This window comes from Chroococcidiopsis cubana SAG 39.79, from assembly GCF_003991895.1.
GTDB lineage: Bacteria > Cyanobacteriota > Cyanobacteriia > Cyanobacteriales > Chroococcidiopsidaceae > Chroococcidiopsis > Chroococcidiopsis thermalis.
Genome location: NZ_RSCK01000027.1, coordinates 11364 through 29120 on the forward strand (window position 1 = coordinate 11364; position 17757 = coordinate 29120).

Annotated in this window: 7 protein-coding genes; all 7 read right to left on the bottom strand. The window is 39.9% G+C overall.

Annotation, left to right across the window (positions count from 1 at the left end):
* Window positions 1–538 precede the first annotated feature (538 nt).
* The 7 genes from DSM107010_RS17285 to DSM107010_RS17320 all read right to left on the bottom strand — a co-directional run bounded on the left by DSM107010_RS17285 (window position 539) and on the right by DSM107010_RS17320 (window position 17752).
* Window positions 539–2656 carry an acylase gene (locus tag DSM107010_RS17285; protein WP_106165792.1) on the bottom strand — a complete coding sequence of 706 codons (2118 nt, stop codon included), beginning with the start codon at window positions 2654–2656 and terminating at the stop codon, window positions 539–541.
* A 417-nt stretch (window positions 2657–3073) separates the two neighbouring features.
* Entirely contained in the window at window positions 3074–3298 is a 225-nt protein-coding gene (locus tag DSM107010_RS17295; protein WP_015155713.1) for an MbtH family protein, read from the bottom strand.
* A 22-nt stretch (window positions 3299–3320) separates the two neighbouring features.
* On the bottom strand, window positions 3321–4079 hold the full coding sequence (locus DSM107010_RS17300; protein WP_106165791.1) for a class I SAM-dependent DNA methyltransferase: 759 nt from the start codon (window positions 4077–4079) through the stop codon (window positions 3321–3323).
* Between the two features lie 47 nt (window positions 4080–4126).
* Window positions 4127–5530: an aspartate aminotransferase family protein gene (locus DSM107010_RS17305; protein ID WP_106165790.1), complete on the bottom strand. Its 1404-nt coding sequence runs from the start codon at window positions 5528–5530 to the stop codon at window positions 4127–4129.
* 30 nt (window positions 5531–5560) lie between these two features.
* The gene (locus tag DSM107010_RS17310) at window positions 5561–9970 is read right to left on the bottom strand and encodes a non-ribosomal peptide synthetase (RefSeq protein WP_106165789.1); all 4410 of its coding nucleotides are present in this window, start codon (window positions 9968–9970) and stop codon (window positions 5561–5563) included.
* Between the two features lies 1 nt (window position 9971).
* Window positions 9972–14573 carry a non-ribosomal peptide synthetase gene (locus DSM107010_RS17315; RefSeq protein ID WP_106165788.1) on the bottom strand — a complete coding sequence of 1534 codons (4602 nt, stop codon included), beginning with the start codon at window positions 14571–14573 and terminating at the stop codon, window positions 9972–9974.
* A gap of 41 nt (window positions 14574–14614) precedes the next feature.
* Entirely contained in the window at window positions 14615–17752 is a 3138-nt protein-coding gene (locus tag DSM107010_RS17320) for a condensation domain-containing protein (RefSeq protein WP_106165787.1), read from the bottom strand.
* Window positions 17753–17757: the final 5 nt, after the last annotated feature.

Here is a 17757-nt window from a genome sequence, read left to right on the forward strand (position 1 = left end):
ATACATGGCGAGGCATAGTAGCTATATATGTATATACATGGCTGAGGAGATAAGAAAATTGTCCGGTTTCTTATTCCGGTTTTTTGTTCCATTACTTGTCGCAGCCCTTTAACTAATAAAAGAAATTGCTCGTAGCTAATTCCCAATATTTGTTTGGTACGGAGTGGATATTTGTGAATATAATGAAGTGGATTTTTCATTATGGTAGACCAACGGTAGACACTCAATTTACCGTTCTACCATTTTTTTGTATCCAGATTTATATTTCGGACAGGTCTAAAGGATTCCAGAATCTTGCCTAGAGGTATTTCTGCTGCACCAAGAGTGACACTGAACACCAAGCTGATTAGCAGGATAATTATTCCCAGAACCAGACCTAGTAAAGGTGATATTTGTGGATTTTTTATTCCTTTAGGTAACGTTGTAGTTGCTTTTGCTATTCTCTTTGTTTCGCATCAGAAAACATTACCTATAATTTTTGGTTAACATTCATTTGGGAAAACAGAACTAGGTTAAAATCCTGCTTTTTGCTCCTTTTTTAGAATGCTTTGCGCTCCTCTAAGTGGGCTGTAATCTCCTTTCGGGTTCGCCAAACCGGACGCAATTGTTGACGAGCAAAAAGTGGCAGTTGATCGCTAACATGGGGCGAATTAGGTTGACTGGAATTACCATAACCGATGAGAGCCAATGCTTTGACTGGCTGAGAGAACTCAACAGCAGCAACGTAAGAATCACCTCCGGCTGCTTGAAAGCGTCCATCACCTGTTGGGGCGTAATTCACTACACGGAAAATACCTCTATCTCCATCACCACCATTAGCTGGTAAATCTAAATTGCCAGACCGCAATCGAAAGACATCACCCCAAGCTATATCTAGCTTTTTGTAAGCTTTTTCTACTTTTGCTGCTGCATCTGCCAACGCTTTCACTGCACTTTGAGGATCGGCCAAGCCGTCAGGTGTTTTGAATGGAGATTTCTCGTTCCAAGGAGTCTTAAACACCGTATCGAAGTCTATAGCGTCAACCCAGAAACTAAACAGTACAGCACCTCGACTATCAGCATCAGCTTTGCGATCCCATGCTGCTAAGACATGGGCGGCGCGGCGTGTTAATTCATCCTGTTGCTGTTGAGCAGCCCCAATCAACTCATCGAGAATCCTTTCGGCTAATTCCATCCGGGTAGAATGCTTGTAAGCAACCATTTCGTCAAACGAAATGCTTTCATCTTCAGCTAACATCCTAGCAGAACTCTGCGCCCGGAAATACATTGGTCCTCTTGGAGCCATGTAAGGTGGATAATCGTTTGCTTTGATAGCTAGTGGAGAAGTTGTAGTCCAAGGTGGATCGTTGGCATTTTGCAACCAACCACTAGCAGGATCGATGACTTTGGGCAAATCTTGGTAAGGATGATTTTTAGTCCACAAAGTTTTGGATGTATCACCAGGGATTATACCTTGCCAGTATATAAAGTCTCCTTGTTGACGCACGGGAACCTGACCGTTGAATAGGTGCATGATATGTCCTTCGCGGTCGGCATACATGACAGTAAACATGGAAAGTTGCAACCGTTGTAGTACCTTCTGAAACTGGTTGAGATTTTTGGCTCTAGCCATATCCCACCACTGGGCTAATACACCAGAACTGTCTTGCCCAACAACACGCAGTGCTAAAGTGCTATCTTTCTTGCTCACTACAGGCCCGTGAACAGAACTTTTGACTGTAAATATTTGTTCGCGCAACGAGCCATTTTTCTGCTTCACCTTTAATGGAAAGCTTGCTGTTTCAAAGGGGCGAACTTTGCCATCAAAAAGATAGCCATTGTTCTGCAATTTCAGTTCGTAGGCATCCCAACCATCATGAGTATTGACAGTGTGAGTCCAACCTAAATTATCGTTGAAGGCGATCGCTAATACGGGAATACCAACCAATGTTGACCCGTAAGCATCAATCCCAGGCGCAGTAATTTGAGCTTCGTACCATAATAAGTCTCCCCAAGGCAAGTGAGGGTTAGCTAACAGCATCGCCTTGCCACTAGCAGACCTTTTTGGTGCGATCGCCCAACCATTAGAGGCTGCTGGAGACTGATGCTGACTCACCTGTGCAACACTCCCCTGATTGACCACAAAAGTAAACAGCAGTAACCGTTGCAGGTGGCTGAGTACATCTTCTGGCTTGACTGGTAACACTACTTCTACTTCATCGTCAATTAAATTGCGATGTTCTTTGGCATAGGCATTAATCCCATCTGCAAAGGCATCTATGTAACTCCGAAACGCCGGGTTTTGGGCTTTATACCAAGCGATCGCTCTTTTGGGTACACCCATCGTTAGTACCCATTTGTCTGAATCTATATATTCCTCTCCCCAATATTCGGCAGCCTTTCCCCTTGCTTGTCCGTAAAGGCGCAACAGCAAGTTAGCATGACTTTGCGTTTGCGCCCACCCAAAGGCTTTAAAAGCTCCTTGGGCATTACTACCGTAAATATGGGGTATACCGTAGGTGTCCCAAAGAATTTCTGTACTTTTGGGTGCAGAGCTTATACTCTGGCTACTCACTGCCAACGTAAATATGATGCTCAGTAAAAAAGGTAACAGCCTTCTAAATTGTTTCTGCCAGCACAAAGGACTATCAAGCTTAGTTTTATCCGTAAAAAACATTTGATTTGAAGTAAAAGATTAAAGACTGCGATCGCCCAGCAGATATCAGCAAAACAGCAGTAAGCGATCGCGGTAGGCTAGCAGCATTCCTGCTCAATAATTCAAGCGATCGTCACAACACTCAAGCCCAGCAGTGGCATAATCATTTTGCCACTAAGGATGTACTTGAATAATACCGCTAACAGTCAAGCCTGTAACTAAAAATGAACCACACAACAAAGAAATAAAATTATTCAAGTAAATAGGGTAAGGTTGAGGGCAAATTATCCAAGAGTTAAGATTTAATATGTTTGTTTTCATGACAATTTGAATTCGCACTAAAATTAAATTTTTCCTTGTATTTTAAGTTTCAATAATACAAGTATTGTAGAGAAGTTAAACCCCTCTACAAATAGCAATAGCAAAGTTATAGAAGTATTAATTTTGGCTAGATAGCTCCTCCATTTTCTTTCGCAAACTTAGAGGTCTCATATCAGTCCATACTTCTTTAATGTATTCTAGACATTCTGATTTCAGCCCACTTTTACCTGCATCTCTCCAACCAAGAGCATTTTCTCTATCAGCAGGCCAAATAGAATACTGTTCTTCATGATTAACCACAACTTTATAAATAGTTTGGTTTTCTGTATCGGCGTTATTCATTGTTTATCGACTCCAAATTTGTCTATTTAGATTGCTTACTTCCTAAAAAGATGACATGAAAATCACATTCAGAATTTACCACATCACCCTCCTTATCATAAATATAAATATCTGTAAATCCTACATTTTTGAGAGCCGTAATAACTTCTATTCGAGAATAACCTCTCACTGAATTATTAATATCTAAACGTTGCCAAAATTTCTCTACTTTTTGAAAAATAGTAATCTTAAATTGACCTATTTTTGCTTTTGGGTTATAGCTATCGCAACAAGCCCAGGCGAAATCGTCTTTTACATCACCATCTGAAATTGTACCATGCCAAGATTTATAAAAATCTTCCAAATTTAATCCAAACAGAAAAATTCCATTATCTAGAAGTGAATCATATACTTTTTTGAATACTGCTTGCAAATCTTCAAGAAGTAATATTTCATTAAGACCTGCATTAGCACAAATCACTGCATGAAAAGTAGACGGCAAATTAAAAAATCTGGCATCATCAAGGATAAATTTTGCACTGGGGGCATTCTCACGCGCATATTGCAACATTCCTGCCGAAATATCAAGACCTGTTACTTGATATCCTTGCTCGCTTAAACTTTGTGCTACGTGTCCAGTACCACAACATAAATCAAGAAGGTTTGCCCCTTGATGAACATTATATTGTTGTAGTAGCTTTTCAAAAGCTGGCAAAACTGTTTGGCAGTATCTTTGACCCCAATAATCATTATAGATTTTAGCCCAAGGGTCGTATGTAGCATTAGGTTGAATTGTAACCATGTCCTTATTTTTCTATTGATTATTGAATTGATTTATCAATGTAACTTTTAAGGTAAAAAGCCACTTTCTCGAAGTTCCTTGATACTATCTTTCACAGCTTGAATAATGTATTCTAAATCTTCGTCAGTATGGGCTGTTGATAATAAACCGCCATTGGGAATCATAAAAACTCCACGAGAGATAAGATGATAAAAAATCAAATCCAAATTTCCTGAAGCAGAATCTTCAGAATCAACAGTATTTCCTAAGGGAACAGAAGTAAATATGGAACCACAGTTTGCCAAGCGAATCGGTACTTCATCTTCTTGAAAATAAGTATTCAGTTTTTTTACAAACTGAGAAGTACGTTCATTTAATTGTTGTTGAAGGGCATTACCTTGGCTTTGTAAATATTTAAGGACTGCTCGTGCAGCAGCCATAGCCAGGGGATGTTTACAGTAAGTTCCGGCAAAAAATGTTGTTTCTACTTGAGGAAAAGATGCGTCTCCATAGCTCCACATCCCACCGTCTATTCTATCCATGTAAGCTGCTTTGCCAGCGATAATTCCAATGGGTAAGCCACCACCGACAATTTTTCCATAAGTTGCTATGTCTGCTTCAATGCCAAACCATGCTTGCGCTCCACCTAAATGAATCCGGAAGCCGGTAAGCATTTCATCAAAGATTAAAGCGATGCCAGATTTTTGAGTGATTTCTCTCAATTGAACAAGAAAATCTTGCGGTTGTATATCTGGTCGTTCATCTTGAATAGGTTCGACTAAAACAGCAGCTAATTCATGTTGATAAGCTTTAATTATTTCTAATGATTTGAAATCACCATAATCCAAAACTAAAATATCTTGAGCTACGTTCGGCAAGACACCAGGAAAACGTGGAACTACAATGAATTGGTCGTCTATTTTCTGTCTTTTAACTAAAGTGCCATCAAAATGCCCATGATAAGAACCTGCAAACATGGCAATTTTTTGCCGGACTGTTGTAGCGCGTGCTAGGCGTATTGCTGTCATCACAGCTTCTGTGCCAGTATTACTAAAAGTCACACGTTCCATCCCTGTGAGTTCACAGAATAACTGTGCAACTTCACCAGCTAAATCTGATTGTGGTCCAATATGTATGCCTTGCTCTAATCGCTCTTGTATGGCTTCTTTAATAAAAGATGGATTATGACCAAAAAGATTGACTCCAAAGCCCATCACAAGGTCTAGATATTCGTTACCATCAATATCCCACATTTTAGAACCAGAAGCACGTTTGCCAATAATGGGATAGACCATTTCTTTGAATACCTTGTGAAATTCCATAGAATTTCTTCTATCGGCAAGTACAGAACGATAGACTTGGGTTAACTGCTTTGATGTTTGTGTTTTATTGATGTAACGGTCAATGAAATTTTCTAGTAGCTGTTGTTGAAAATTTAAGTTGCTTGTAGATGCTGAATTGGTTAATTGCATGGCAGTAATATGTGGTGAATTATTGGAAATTTAAATGTTTAATAATTTCTGCTTAGGATTTTCTAAAAAACCTGTTTTCAGCAGATATGACAAGTAAGTATTGAGTAACTTCTCATCCACTGGCGGGCAAGTAATGCCAGTATTAGCCAGCCCCTTGGTTGTATTTTGACAATCGAAATTTAATAATATTGAGTTATGATTTTTCGGCGCATTCAACAATAGTACAAGTGGAAATAATGGATGTTCTGGATGGTGTTCCGCAATGTTAATTAAAGCTGCTTGCCATTGTTGCTCAGAAACTTGTTGCAGTGAATAGCCAACGCTACGGAGTAATTTGATGAGTGTATTGGAATGAAAAGGTTGCGGATTTACAAAATGAAAAGCTTTACCAATAGATTGCTCTTGTTTGGATAAATAGACTATAGCTTTGCTTACATAATCTACAGGTGCTATGTCTTCAATCATATTGACATCTGGCACTTTCTCAAGTTTGATACAGCCGATGATTAACCTATATAAAAAGTCATTTTGATTGAATACTCCGGTTTGGCTGTGTCCAGAAACACGTCCTATTCTATATATACATACAGGAAGACCGCGATCGCGGGCAATGGTGACTAACTTTTCGGCAACCCATTTACTCTGAGTGTACCCACCAGATGGTACTTGATAATCATCAAGGCTGTCTTGTTCTCGTACTACTTTTACACCCGAATAACCTTTAGCAGAAAAAACCCCATCAGTTGACATAAAATGCACAGGTTTGACTTTACCTTGAGATGCTAGTCTCAAAACTTCCTGGGTTCCTAATACATTTGCTGCCTTGAGTGTGGCGTATGGGGAAGCATGATGAACCAAAGCCCCATTGTGATAGATTACATCAATTAACTCCGCCAATTCTTGAAATTTCTGCTGAGAAAGTCCCAAGAGTGGCTCAGATAAATTACCTACAGTTGCAATAATCCTAGAACTGAAAGAATTATCCCAAAGTAAATATGATTCGAGGCTACTTTTAATTCTGTTTTTACCCTCTTCCAAGTTAGCAGCACGTACTAAGCAATAAATATCTGCATGAGTTTGTTGTAAGAGTTCATAAAGTAAAAACGATCCTACAAAACCTGTGGCACCAGTTAAGAAAATTTTAGCAGGCTCAGTTGGATACTTAATTGGTGCTTCAGGACGTATTGCAGAATTAAGGACAGCTTCGGCTTGCCAATTAATTTGATTTTTGGAAGTAATAGCGACAGTAGAATAACCCCTGTTTTCAGCCGTTTCAATACTTTGGGCTAAACTAGCAATTGTCGGCATTTCCCACAAACTGCTTAAAGGTAATTCTATTTGCCATATTTGACGTACTCGGAAAACAAGCTGTGTTAGTAGTAAAGAATGTCCTCCCAAGTCAAAAAAGTTATCTTCAATTCCAACTTGTTTAACCTTGAGCAAATCAGCCCAAATTTTCGCTAGTTGTTCTTCAACTGGTGTACGTGGTGCTATATAGATTGTTCCAATATTGGAATCAGTCTGGTCAGCTATAGGTAGGGCTTTGCGGTCTATTTTGCCATTGGGTGTAAGTGGTAGTTTTTCCAATAGTACAAAAGCAGAAGGAAGCATATAATTTGGTAGACTTGCTTTGAGTAATTGTCGTAATTCTGGTATCAGTTCGCTATGATTTTTTAAGTCATAATTTTGAGTGCTAGGAACAATATATGCTACTAGGCGTTTATCACCAGGGTTATCTTCCCTAACTACAACTACACTATCTTGCACCATCAAATGCTGAATTAATTTGGCTTCTATTTCTCCTAGTTCGATACGGAAACCACGAATTTTTACTTGATGGTCTACGCGACCAATGATTTCGATATTACTATCACTGCGATAGCGTACTAAGTCTCCTGTTTTGTATAACTTTTTGTCTCCTGCTTTGTTAAAAGGGTTGGGAATGAATTTCTCAGCCGTTAATTCAGGTTGATTGAGATAACCTCGTGCTACACCTTGACCACCAATATACAATTCTCCGGGAATACCAATAGGAACTGGTTGCAGATAGCAATCTAAAATATAAGTTTGAATATTAGAAATAGCTTTGCCAATAGGTATTTCTTGGGTAAAAGTTTGCTCTGATAAATCACAAGTTGTAGCTACTACTGTGGTTTCAGTAGGACCGTAGCTATTGACTAGTCTAATTCTTTTATCTACACATTTTTGCCAAATTAATACTTTATCAGTTAATGCTTTTTCACCACCGATAATCACTAATCTTACAGATAACGGTAAAGTTAATTTGAACGCATATAACTCAGAAGTTAATTGCTGCCAAAAAGCGGTGGGTAAATCTAATATAGTCAGCGATTGGTGTTGGCATTTTTCTAAAAAGTAAGGAATTGAAGTTAACATTTCATCAGTTTGCAGTACCAAGGTTGCTCCCTGTACTAAACAAGGAAAAATTTCTTCGGCGGCTGCATCAAAGCTAATGGAAGCAAATTGAAGAATGCGATCGCTAGAATTTATTTCATATTCCGTGATTGCTGCTTGGGTGTAGTTAACTAAAGACCCTTGTTCAATCATCACCCCTTTGGGTTTGCCTGTTGAACCAGATGTATAGATTACATATGCTAAATTGTCAAGTTGGCTTTGATTGATAAGATTAGTTTGCGGTTGTTGTATGATTAACTCTGCGTTATCTATACATATAACTTTGGCTGAGGTATCTAGATTTGCTGACAAAGATTCCTGGGTAAGCAACACTGACACTTGAGCATCAGCTAACATATACGCTAACCTTTCTTGCGGATATGCTGGATCTAGTGGGAGATAGGCCCCGCCTGCTTTGAGAATTGCCAATAATCCTACTATCATTTCTAGGGAACGCTCTACACAAATCCCCACTAATACCTCTGGCGCTACTCCATGTTTTCGTAGGTAATGAGCGAGTTGATTAGCTTTTTGATTGAGCTGTTGGTAAGTTAAATGTTGATTCTCGTGTACTACTGCTACTGCATTAGGTGTTTTTTCTACCTGTGCTTCAAATAATTGATGAATGCACAAGTCTTGCGGATACTCTATTTGAGTATTATTCCACTCAACTAATAAAGTTTGCTTTTCTGCTTCTGCCAACAAAGGCAAGTCTGACAGGCGCTGCTGGGGATTTGCAACTATACCTGCTAGCAAGTTGTCCAAATGCCCTAGCATTCGAGTAATCGCATCATCATCAAAGCGATCGCGATTGTAAGCAATTTCTAATGACAACTCTTGGCTAGGTACGACTGTCACCGTTAAAGGATAGTTTGTCCGTTCATCGGTAACAACATTCAAAATTTCTAGATTATCAATTTGCCGTTTTGAAGTGTCCACCGGGTAATTTTCAAATACCAAAATGCTATCAAATAAAGTCATTCCCCGTGGTACTTCACTCCACCCCTGCACCTGTACTAAGGGGCTGTATTCATACTGAGAAATTTCTGCTTGTTGAGCCTGGATATGCTTGAGGAAAGCTACAACAGAAGTATTTGCTGCTACCTGCACCCTCAGAGGTAAGCTGTTAATGAACAATCCCACCATAGATTCTGCACCCACCAGCGTTACCGGACGACCAGAGACGGTGACACCAAAAACTACGTCTGTCTCACCACTGTAATAGCTCAAAAGCCAAGTCCAAGCACCTTGTACTAAAGTATTGAGGGTAATTTGCTGCTGACGAACGAGCGATCGCATCGCTGCGGTTTGGCTGGCTGACAGTTTGATTTGTTGGGCTGCATGATTTTTTATTTGGCTATGAGTGCTACTGTGTGATTTTTCAATACGTAGGTTAGTAGGAGCAGAAAAACCACTCAACGTCTGTCGCCAAAAAGTCTCAGCCTTTGTTAAATCCTGTTTATGTAGCCATTTGATGTAATCTCGGTAAGGACGGGGAGGCTCTAACTGTAATTCTTTACCTTGACAAAAGGCAGTATAAAATTTAAAAACTTCCTCCAGCAACAATGATGTAGACCAACCATCGGTAATTAGATGATGGGTGTTCCAGACGAATTGGTAAGTGTTTTCGCTCAGTTGAATTAACGCCAAACGGATCGACGGCGCTTGGGTGAGATCGATCCCTAAAGTGCGATCGCTCTCTAAAAAAGCTGCTAACTTTTCTTGCTGCTCAGTAGATGAAAGGTCTTGCCAGTTGTAATACTTTAAAGGCAGTTGCACCTGACGCAGCACTACTTGTACAGGTTCTTTTATACCTTCCCAGCAAAAACAAGTCCGCAAAATTGGATGACGCTCAATTACCTGCTGCCAAACTCTTTCAAATACAGGAATATTCAGTTGACCAGAAAGGGTACATACTAATTGATTAAAATAAACTCCTGTATCTGGTGCAGATAGGGTATGAAAAAGTAATCCCTGCTGCATTGGTGAAAGAGGATAGAAATCCTCTACATTTTGCATACCCATTTCAAACGTCTCCAATTGCTGCAATGATGTTTTCGAGGTCAGTTTCGCTCCACTGAAAGTCTGATAAATCTGCACGAAGCGAGTTATTTTCAGATTCTTGGTGAATTAGCGATGGCGTTCCGCCCAGCGTAGCTGAACGCAATGCTTTGATAAAATTCTGGGCTAGATTTTCAACCGTCCTTTGGCGATGAATCGCATTGCTGTAAGTCCAACTGATTTGTAATTGCTCTGCAACTACAATCGCGTTGATATCTAATAAATGACAACGGCTTCCCCTGGGACTGCGTGCAGCGCCAATATCTGCGTCTGCTAGACTAAAGGGCGATGATTCAAAAAGGACTTGGTCGGATTGTCCCAAATAGTTGAACAGCACCTCAGCTTGCGGTAGAGTTTGCAGTTTTTCTGCTATTGCGTCGCTACTCAGATAACGCAGTACACCATAACCGATACCGCGATTGGGAATCTCGCGTAACTGCTCCTTGATAGTTTTAACCGTCGTGGCTAGGTCAGCAGTTGCTGGCAATTTTAATAGTACTGGGAAAATGGTCGTAAACCAGCCCACAGTCCTTGACAAATCCACATCATCAAATATTTCTTCCCGCCCATGTCCTTCTAAATCTAATAGCAGTGTTGGCTCTCCCATCCACTCAGCAAAAGTTTGTACCAATGCTGTTAGTAATACATCGTTAATTTGGGTTTGATAAGCAGCTGGTACTTTTTGCAACAAAGCTTGCGTATCTGCTACACTCAGGGAAACAGATATAGTACGAGCCGAAGCCTGTGTGTTCTCGCCTCTGGGGAAATCTACTGGGATGGGAGCAATTTGACGGCGGGATTCTGAACACCAGTAGTCTAGTTCTTTTTGAAGTTCGACTGATTGTACGTAGTTTTTTAGCTTTTGCGCCCACTGCTGGAACGAAGTTGTTTTAGCTGGTAATTTAATTGCCTCACCCGCTTGTATTTGGGCGTAAACAGTTTGGAAATCCTCTAGGAGAATGCGCCAAGAAACACCGTCAACAGCTAAATGGTGAATGATTAGTAGTAAGTAGCTGGGCTGATTTGTACCACGGTCAAAAATAGCCTCTTGTACTAAGGGACTCACAGAGAGATTAAAACTAGCTTGTAATTTTGTAGCTGTGGAGGCGATCGCCTTTTGTTGTTCTTGCTGTGACAATGTAGAAAAATCATAGCGGATCGCTGGCACAATATCTGTGGGAGTAGCGATCGCTTGCTTCCATCCAGATTCCTTGACAAAACGTAGGCGAAGTGAATCATGATGCAATATTAACTGCTGCATGACCTGCTGTAAAATCTCCCTGTCGAGATTTTGTCGCATTTCTAGCAAAATTGCCTGATTGTAGTGATGTGGCTCAGGCTGATTTTGCTCAAAAAACCAATGTTGAATCGGGGTGAGAAATACATCCCCTTTGACTAATCCCTGCTCTGCTTGGATAGTGCGAACCGTACCCGCCACTGCTGCTAATTTTGCAATTGTTTGATGGTCGAACATCTGCTTAGGAATCAGTTGCAAACCAGCTTGATTAGCTTTAGCAATAATTTGGATACTCAAGATGGAATCTCCGCCCAACTCAAAGAAGTTATCGTGGATACCTAAGCGTTCCACACGCAAAACTTGAGTCCAAATGTCTGCTAATAATTTTTCAGTCGGTGTAGTAGGTGGTACAAAAGTACCTGATGCGGCTCTAACTTGTTCTGGTGCTGGCAATGCTTTTGTATTTACTTTGCCGTTATTTGTCAAAGGCAATTCCTTCAATGGCACAAAAACTGAGGGAACCATATAATCAGGCAGCTTTTCTTGCAAAAAGCTTTGCATAACGTCGATAGAACTGGGTGATTCTGCATTCCAAACAATGTATGCAGCTAAACGTTTGTTACCTGGAACATCCTCCCGTGCTATGACTACGGCTTCCTTTACCCCTGAATACTCTAAAATTACAGACTGAATCTCTGCTAATTCAATGCGGAAACCGCGAATTTTTACCTGGTCATCAATGCGTCCCAGATATTCCAGAACCCCATCTGCTCGGTAACGCGCCAAATCACCTGTTTTATACAGCCTCTCTCCTGGTGTTTGAGAAAATGGGTTGGGAATGAACTTTTGTGCTGTCAATTGCGGCTGATTGAGATAACCTCTAGCTAATCCTAAGCCACCAATGTGTAAGTCACCCACTACACCAATCGGTACAGGTTGACAGTGTTGGTCAAGAACATATAACTGGGTGTTAGCAATAGGCTCACCAATAGCGACTGAAGTTGAAAGATTTTCTCCTGGTGGTACTTTGTAAATGCAGCAACCGACAACTGTTTCTGTCGGACCGTATTCATTTACCAACATTGTCTCTGGTGCAAACTCGCGCCAAAAAGCAATATCTTCAGCCAACAAATTCTCACCACCAATGATGAAGGCTCTAGTGCGACCTGCGGCTGATTGCGGTGATAAAATCTGACATAGTAACTTCAAGTGAGCCGGTGTAATTTTCACCAAGCTTAAGTTAGAGCGATCGCGTAAAGCATTAGCTAGAGTTTCAATACCTTCGTCTGGTGAAAGAATTTCTACCTGATTCCCCACCAGTAAAGGAGAGAAAAGGCTGGTAATCGTTAGGTCAAATCCTAAAGGAGAGTGAATTATTGTTCCTGTACCTTGCTCCACACCATAAGCTTGGCTACACCAACTGAGGTAATTAACTAATCCTTGATGGTGAATTAATGTCCCTTTGGGTTTACCAGTCGAACCGGAAGTGTAGATGATGTAAGCTAGATTCAGAGTTGTAATATCACTGACTGGGTTATTTGTTGACTGTTGGTTAATGATTTGCCAATCAGTATCTAAGTAAATTACTTGAGTTGCAGAAGTTGGTAGGTTTGCTGCTAAATGTTGTTGAGTTAGTAGTACAGGTGTTTGAGCATCTTTTAAGATAAATGCTTGACGTTCTAGGGGATAGGTTGGCTCAATCGGTAGATATGCTCCACCTGCTTTGAGGATACCTAATAAGCCAATGACCATTTCTAAGGATCGTTCTACACAAATCCCCACAGGTACTTCTAGCTTAACTCCTAATTGCTGTAAGTAATGAGCTAGTTGGTTAGCACGAATGTTGAGTTCACTATAAGTGAGTTGTTTATTTTCAAACACTACCGCTACTGCATCTGGTGTTTTTTCTACCTGCTCCTCAAATAATTGGTGAATGCACTTATTTTTGGGATACTCAGCTTGAGTAGTATTAAAATCAACTAGCAGTTGATGTAGCTCGTTTGGCGGTAATATCTCTAACGCACTAATTGCAGATAACGGATTTTTTAAGACACTGTGCAATAAAGTCTCAAATTCGCCTGCCAAGCGATTGATATTTTCGGCGCTAAATAAGTTAGTATCGTAATGAAATTCTAAATTCAAATAATTGTTGCTTTCTAGACAGCAACATTTAATTTTAAATCTGTCAATACAGGTATACTGCTTGTAAATTGAAAAGCAAATATTGGCAGGAGCAGCAATATATTTCTCATTTTGTGATTCAAAATCAAAACAAAATGGTAAACATGATTCTGTTATATCTTTATTATTTTGTTTAATTTGCTCCCAATTAAAACTATCCTGCCATTCAGAAATTTCTTGGAAGCCTTCTTGAGTTTGCTGTAGAACTTCACTAAAAGAATTAATTGATGTTAAATGAGTATGTAACGGTAAATATTTAGCAAATAATCCTAACGCTGTTCCTAATTCTTCGTAATTACGACCATTAGTAGCAGTACCGATAACTATTTCCGATTGTCCAGTCAAGCGCATGAGCAACACTTGCCAACAAGCTAATAAGAATACGGAAACAGAAGCATTATATTTCTCGGCTAAAATTTTAATTTTTTGATTTAAATCATGATTTATCTGCAAGCCGACAACTTGAGGTTTAAACCCTCGATTGGCTTGCGATTGATTCTCTAATGGCAAACTTAAATTCAGAAGATGAGCAATATCCTGTTTACGCCAATATTCTCTACCTGTTTCTGTATCTTCTGATTCAAGTAATTCATTTTGCCATTCAGCAATATCAGCATACTGTAAAATTTCGTCAGATAATTCCTGGTGAAAACAAGCTGCGTAGGAAATGCTGATTTCTCGCACCAGGTTGTTCAGAGTTCCAGAATCCGCGCACAAAGCGGGTAAACTTAAAAGCAATATATATTTTAGCGCCGATAAAGTTATGAAGGCGATCCGCAAATTTTGCCCTTTTTCATAATCAAAAGGCAACTGAAGCATATCCTGAAAAATTTCATCAACTTTAGCTTCTTGTTGCTGAGTTTCCCAGCCAGTTAGATCGTATTCATCTTCCCAATTAATGTCACTATCATTGATTACTTGAACAGGAATTTTCATCCCCGGCAAGCATTTAAATTTAGTCCTAAGTATCTCATGTTTATTAACAACATTTTTTAAGGCTAAGTTCAGATTATCTCTGTCTAGCTTGCCTTCAATTAAAACTGCTACTTGGGCGCGAAATGGTGTTTGCTTATCTGCGTGCTGTAACAACCACAGATGTTTCTGGAGTGGGGAAATGCGGACACCTTCAAGAATTTGGGGTTGCATCATAATTTAAAACCAAAAATTATATTTATGCCAAGGAAATAGGGTTATAATTTACTGCTAATGTTAGATTTTTGTTTAATATTCATTAACTTCTGACGAACTGTGTTTTTATACTCTTTTTCTTGATTGAGTTGTTTTTGATAGTCAGATTCTTTAAGTTTTTCTACTAACTGGGATAGTTGAATATCTGGTTGTGCGATCGCACATTGTAGAAGTGTTTCTAACTGTTCTGCCATGCGGACTATAGTGCTGGATTCAAATAAATCAGTTTTATATTCAAAGCAACCATTAATACCTTCTGCTTGCTCAGAAAGTAATAACCCTAAATCAAAAGGAACTCTCTGCTTGTTGGTATCGAATGGGCTAAGGGTGAGATCTGGTAAAGACACAGTGAGTTTTTGAATATCTGCTGTGGCTACATTCTGGAAAGCAAACCACACTTGAAATAGGGGATTATAATTTAGGTCGCGCTCTAGCTGCAATTCTCCAACTAACCTTTCAAAAGGCAAATCCTGATGAGCATAAGCTCCTAAAGTTACTTCACGTGTCCGATGGAGCAATTGGCTAAAACTAGGGTTTACTGAAAGGTCTGTTCGCAGAACTAAACTATTGACAAAAAAGCCTATTAATCCTTCAATTTCGCTGCGGTTGCGATTGGCAATAGCTGAACCTACAAGGATATCTTCTTGCTTAGTGTAGTAGTAGAGCAAGGTGTTATATGCAGCTAGCATGGTCATAGAGAGAGTAACATCCTCCCGCCTGCTAAGTAATTTCAGTGCATCGCTGAGGTCTTTGGATAGTTGGAATGATTGGGTTGTGCCAGTATAAGTTGGCTGCAAAGGTCGAGGTCTGTCTATGGGTAACTCTAGCTTTATAGGTGCGTCTTTGAGTTGCTGTTTCCAGTAGTTTAGTTGGGTTTCTAGTACCTTTAAGCGCAACCATTCTCTCTGCCATACAGAAAAATCTGCATACTGAATTGGCAAGTCAGGGAGTGTCAGCGATTTCCCTTGGCTAAAAGCTGCGTAAAAGTCTGCTAGTTCCCGAATGAGTATCGTCATTGACCACAGGTCGGAGATAATGTGGTGCATTGTCAGCAGTAAAACATACTCTGCTTCGTCTAGCTGTAGTAATGTGGCTCGTAGTAGTGGTCCTTGGGCTAGGTTGAAAGGACTTTGTGCTTCTGCAAGTGCAATGTGCGTTGCTTCCGTTTCTCGTTGTTGAGGCGATCGCTCATTTCCTCTTAGGTCTACTCTCGCTATAGTAATCTCTGTAATCGGTTGAATTTTCTGAACTGGTTGCCCTTCAACTGTAGTAAAAACTGTGCGTAAGGTTTCGTGACGGCTGACGACTGCTTTCAGACTTTGCTCTAAAGCTGTGATGTTGAGTGACCCAGTTAAGCGCACAGCCGTAGGAATATTATAAGTATGATTTCCTGGGTCTAATTGATCGAGCAACCAGAGTCGTTGTTGAGCAAAAGATAAGGGTAAGTTTTTACTCCTGCTAACAGGTTTTATTGGCAAAGTCTCCAACTTTTCCCCAGTTCTGATTTTCGTTTCTATTCTCTGGGCGCATTCTGCTATGGTTGGCGACTCAAACAAATAACTTAGCGGTATCTCTACCCCAAAAGCGTCCCGAAGGCGAGATATTACCTGAGTTGCTAACAGTGAATGTCCGCCTAAATCAAAAAAATTATCATGATTGCCTATACATTCTCTTCCAAGAATTTCTGTCCATATTCCTGCTAGTACCTCTTCTACAGGAGTGCGTTGAGTTTGTACAACTTGGTTTTCTGTAACTGGTGCAGATTTTTGTAAAGGTCTAACTCTTGGAATTTGCGCCAGAGGAATTTGCGCTAAAAGTGTTTGCAGTGTTGCTTCTGGATTAGAAACAATCCTGTTTAATAGAGTTAAAAAATGTTCTAAAATCTGCCCTACATCAGCACTATCAAAACGACGTCGATCGTAAACGCATTTCAAATGGAGTTCTGATTCAACAGATGCTATGAGGGTGAGAGCATATTTAGTTTGTGCGCCAATGGAACGCGAATCAGATATGTTAATTTTTAGCTCAGCAGACTGTAATGCATTTATATCTACAGGATAGTTCTCGAAAACTAAGAGACTTTCATAAAGAGGTAAATGTCCCGGTAATTCACTGCATTGATGAACTTGCCCTGCATTGCTGTGTTCGTATTGTCGTAACTCAAGATTAAAATTTTGGATATTGTTGAACCAGTACCATAACTTTTCTTGCGGATCGATTTTTACTCTTAAAGGCAAAGTATTAATAAAAAGCCCGATGGCTGATTCGATTCCTGGTAAATTTGCTGGACGACCGGAGACTGTAATCCCAAAAACTACATCATCTTTATTACTATAGCGGCAAAGAAGTAATGCCCAAATTCCTTGAACTAGAGTGTTCAATGTTAGGCGATGAGATTTTACTAAAGATTTGATAACTGTTGTACTTGTGGCATCTAAATATATTTTTTGCTCATCATATTTTGCTTTATTAGCACTATTAGTTAAGGGTTCTGCTGTTATTCCTAATGGAGTGGTTTTTGTAAAATTTTTTAAGTTTTTTTGCCAAAATTCTTGAACTTGTAATTCATCTTGTTGCTTGAGCCAGGCAATATAATCTTTGTAAGGGCGAACTGGTTTAAGGTGTAAATCTTGACCTTGGCTTAAAGCTTGGTAAAAAGATAAGAATTCCTGAAATAATAAAGGGTTACACCAGCCATCCATGAGAATATGATGAGAAGTCCAAACTAATTGATAAGTACGATCGCCAGTTTGGAAAAGTGCCAAATGCATCAGAGGTGGTTGAAATAAATTGAAACCGCGATCGCGATTGCTCTGAAGATAAGCTTGCAATTGTGCTTGTTGTTCTAGCAAAGAATATTCTCGCCAGTCTTGCTGCTCCAATGGGACTGCTACTTGTCGCAAAACTACCTGAAGTGGCTGCTCTTGCTCTTTCCAGACAAAGCCTGTTCTTAAAACTGAGTGCCGTGCAATAATCCTCTGCCAAGCTTGCTCACAAGCCGACACATTTACCTCTCCCTGTAAGGTGAAAGTAGATTGCTCAAGATGAATACCTGAATTGGGAGCAAATAATGTCTCAAACAACATCCCTTGCTGAGTTGGAGACAATGGATAAATAGCTTCAATATTTTTCTTATTCATTGCAT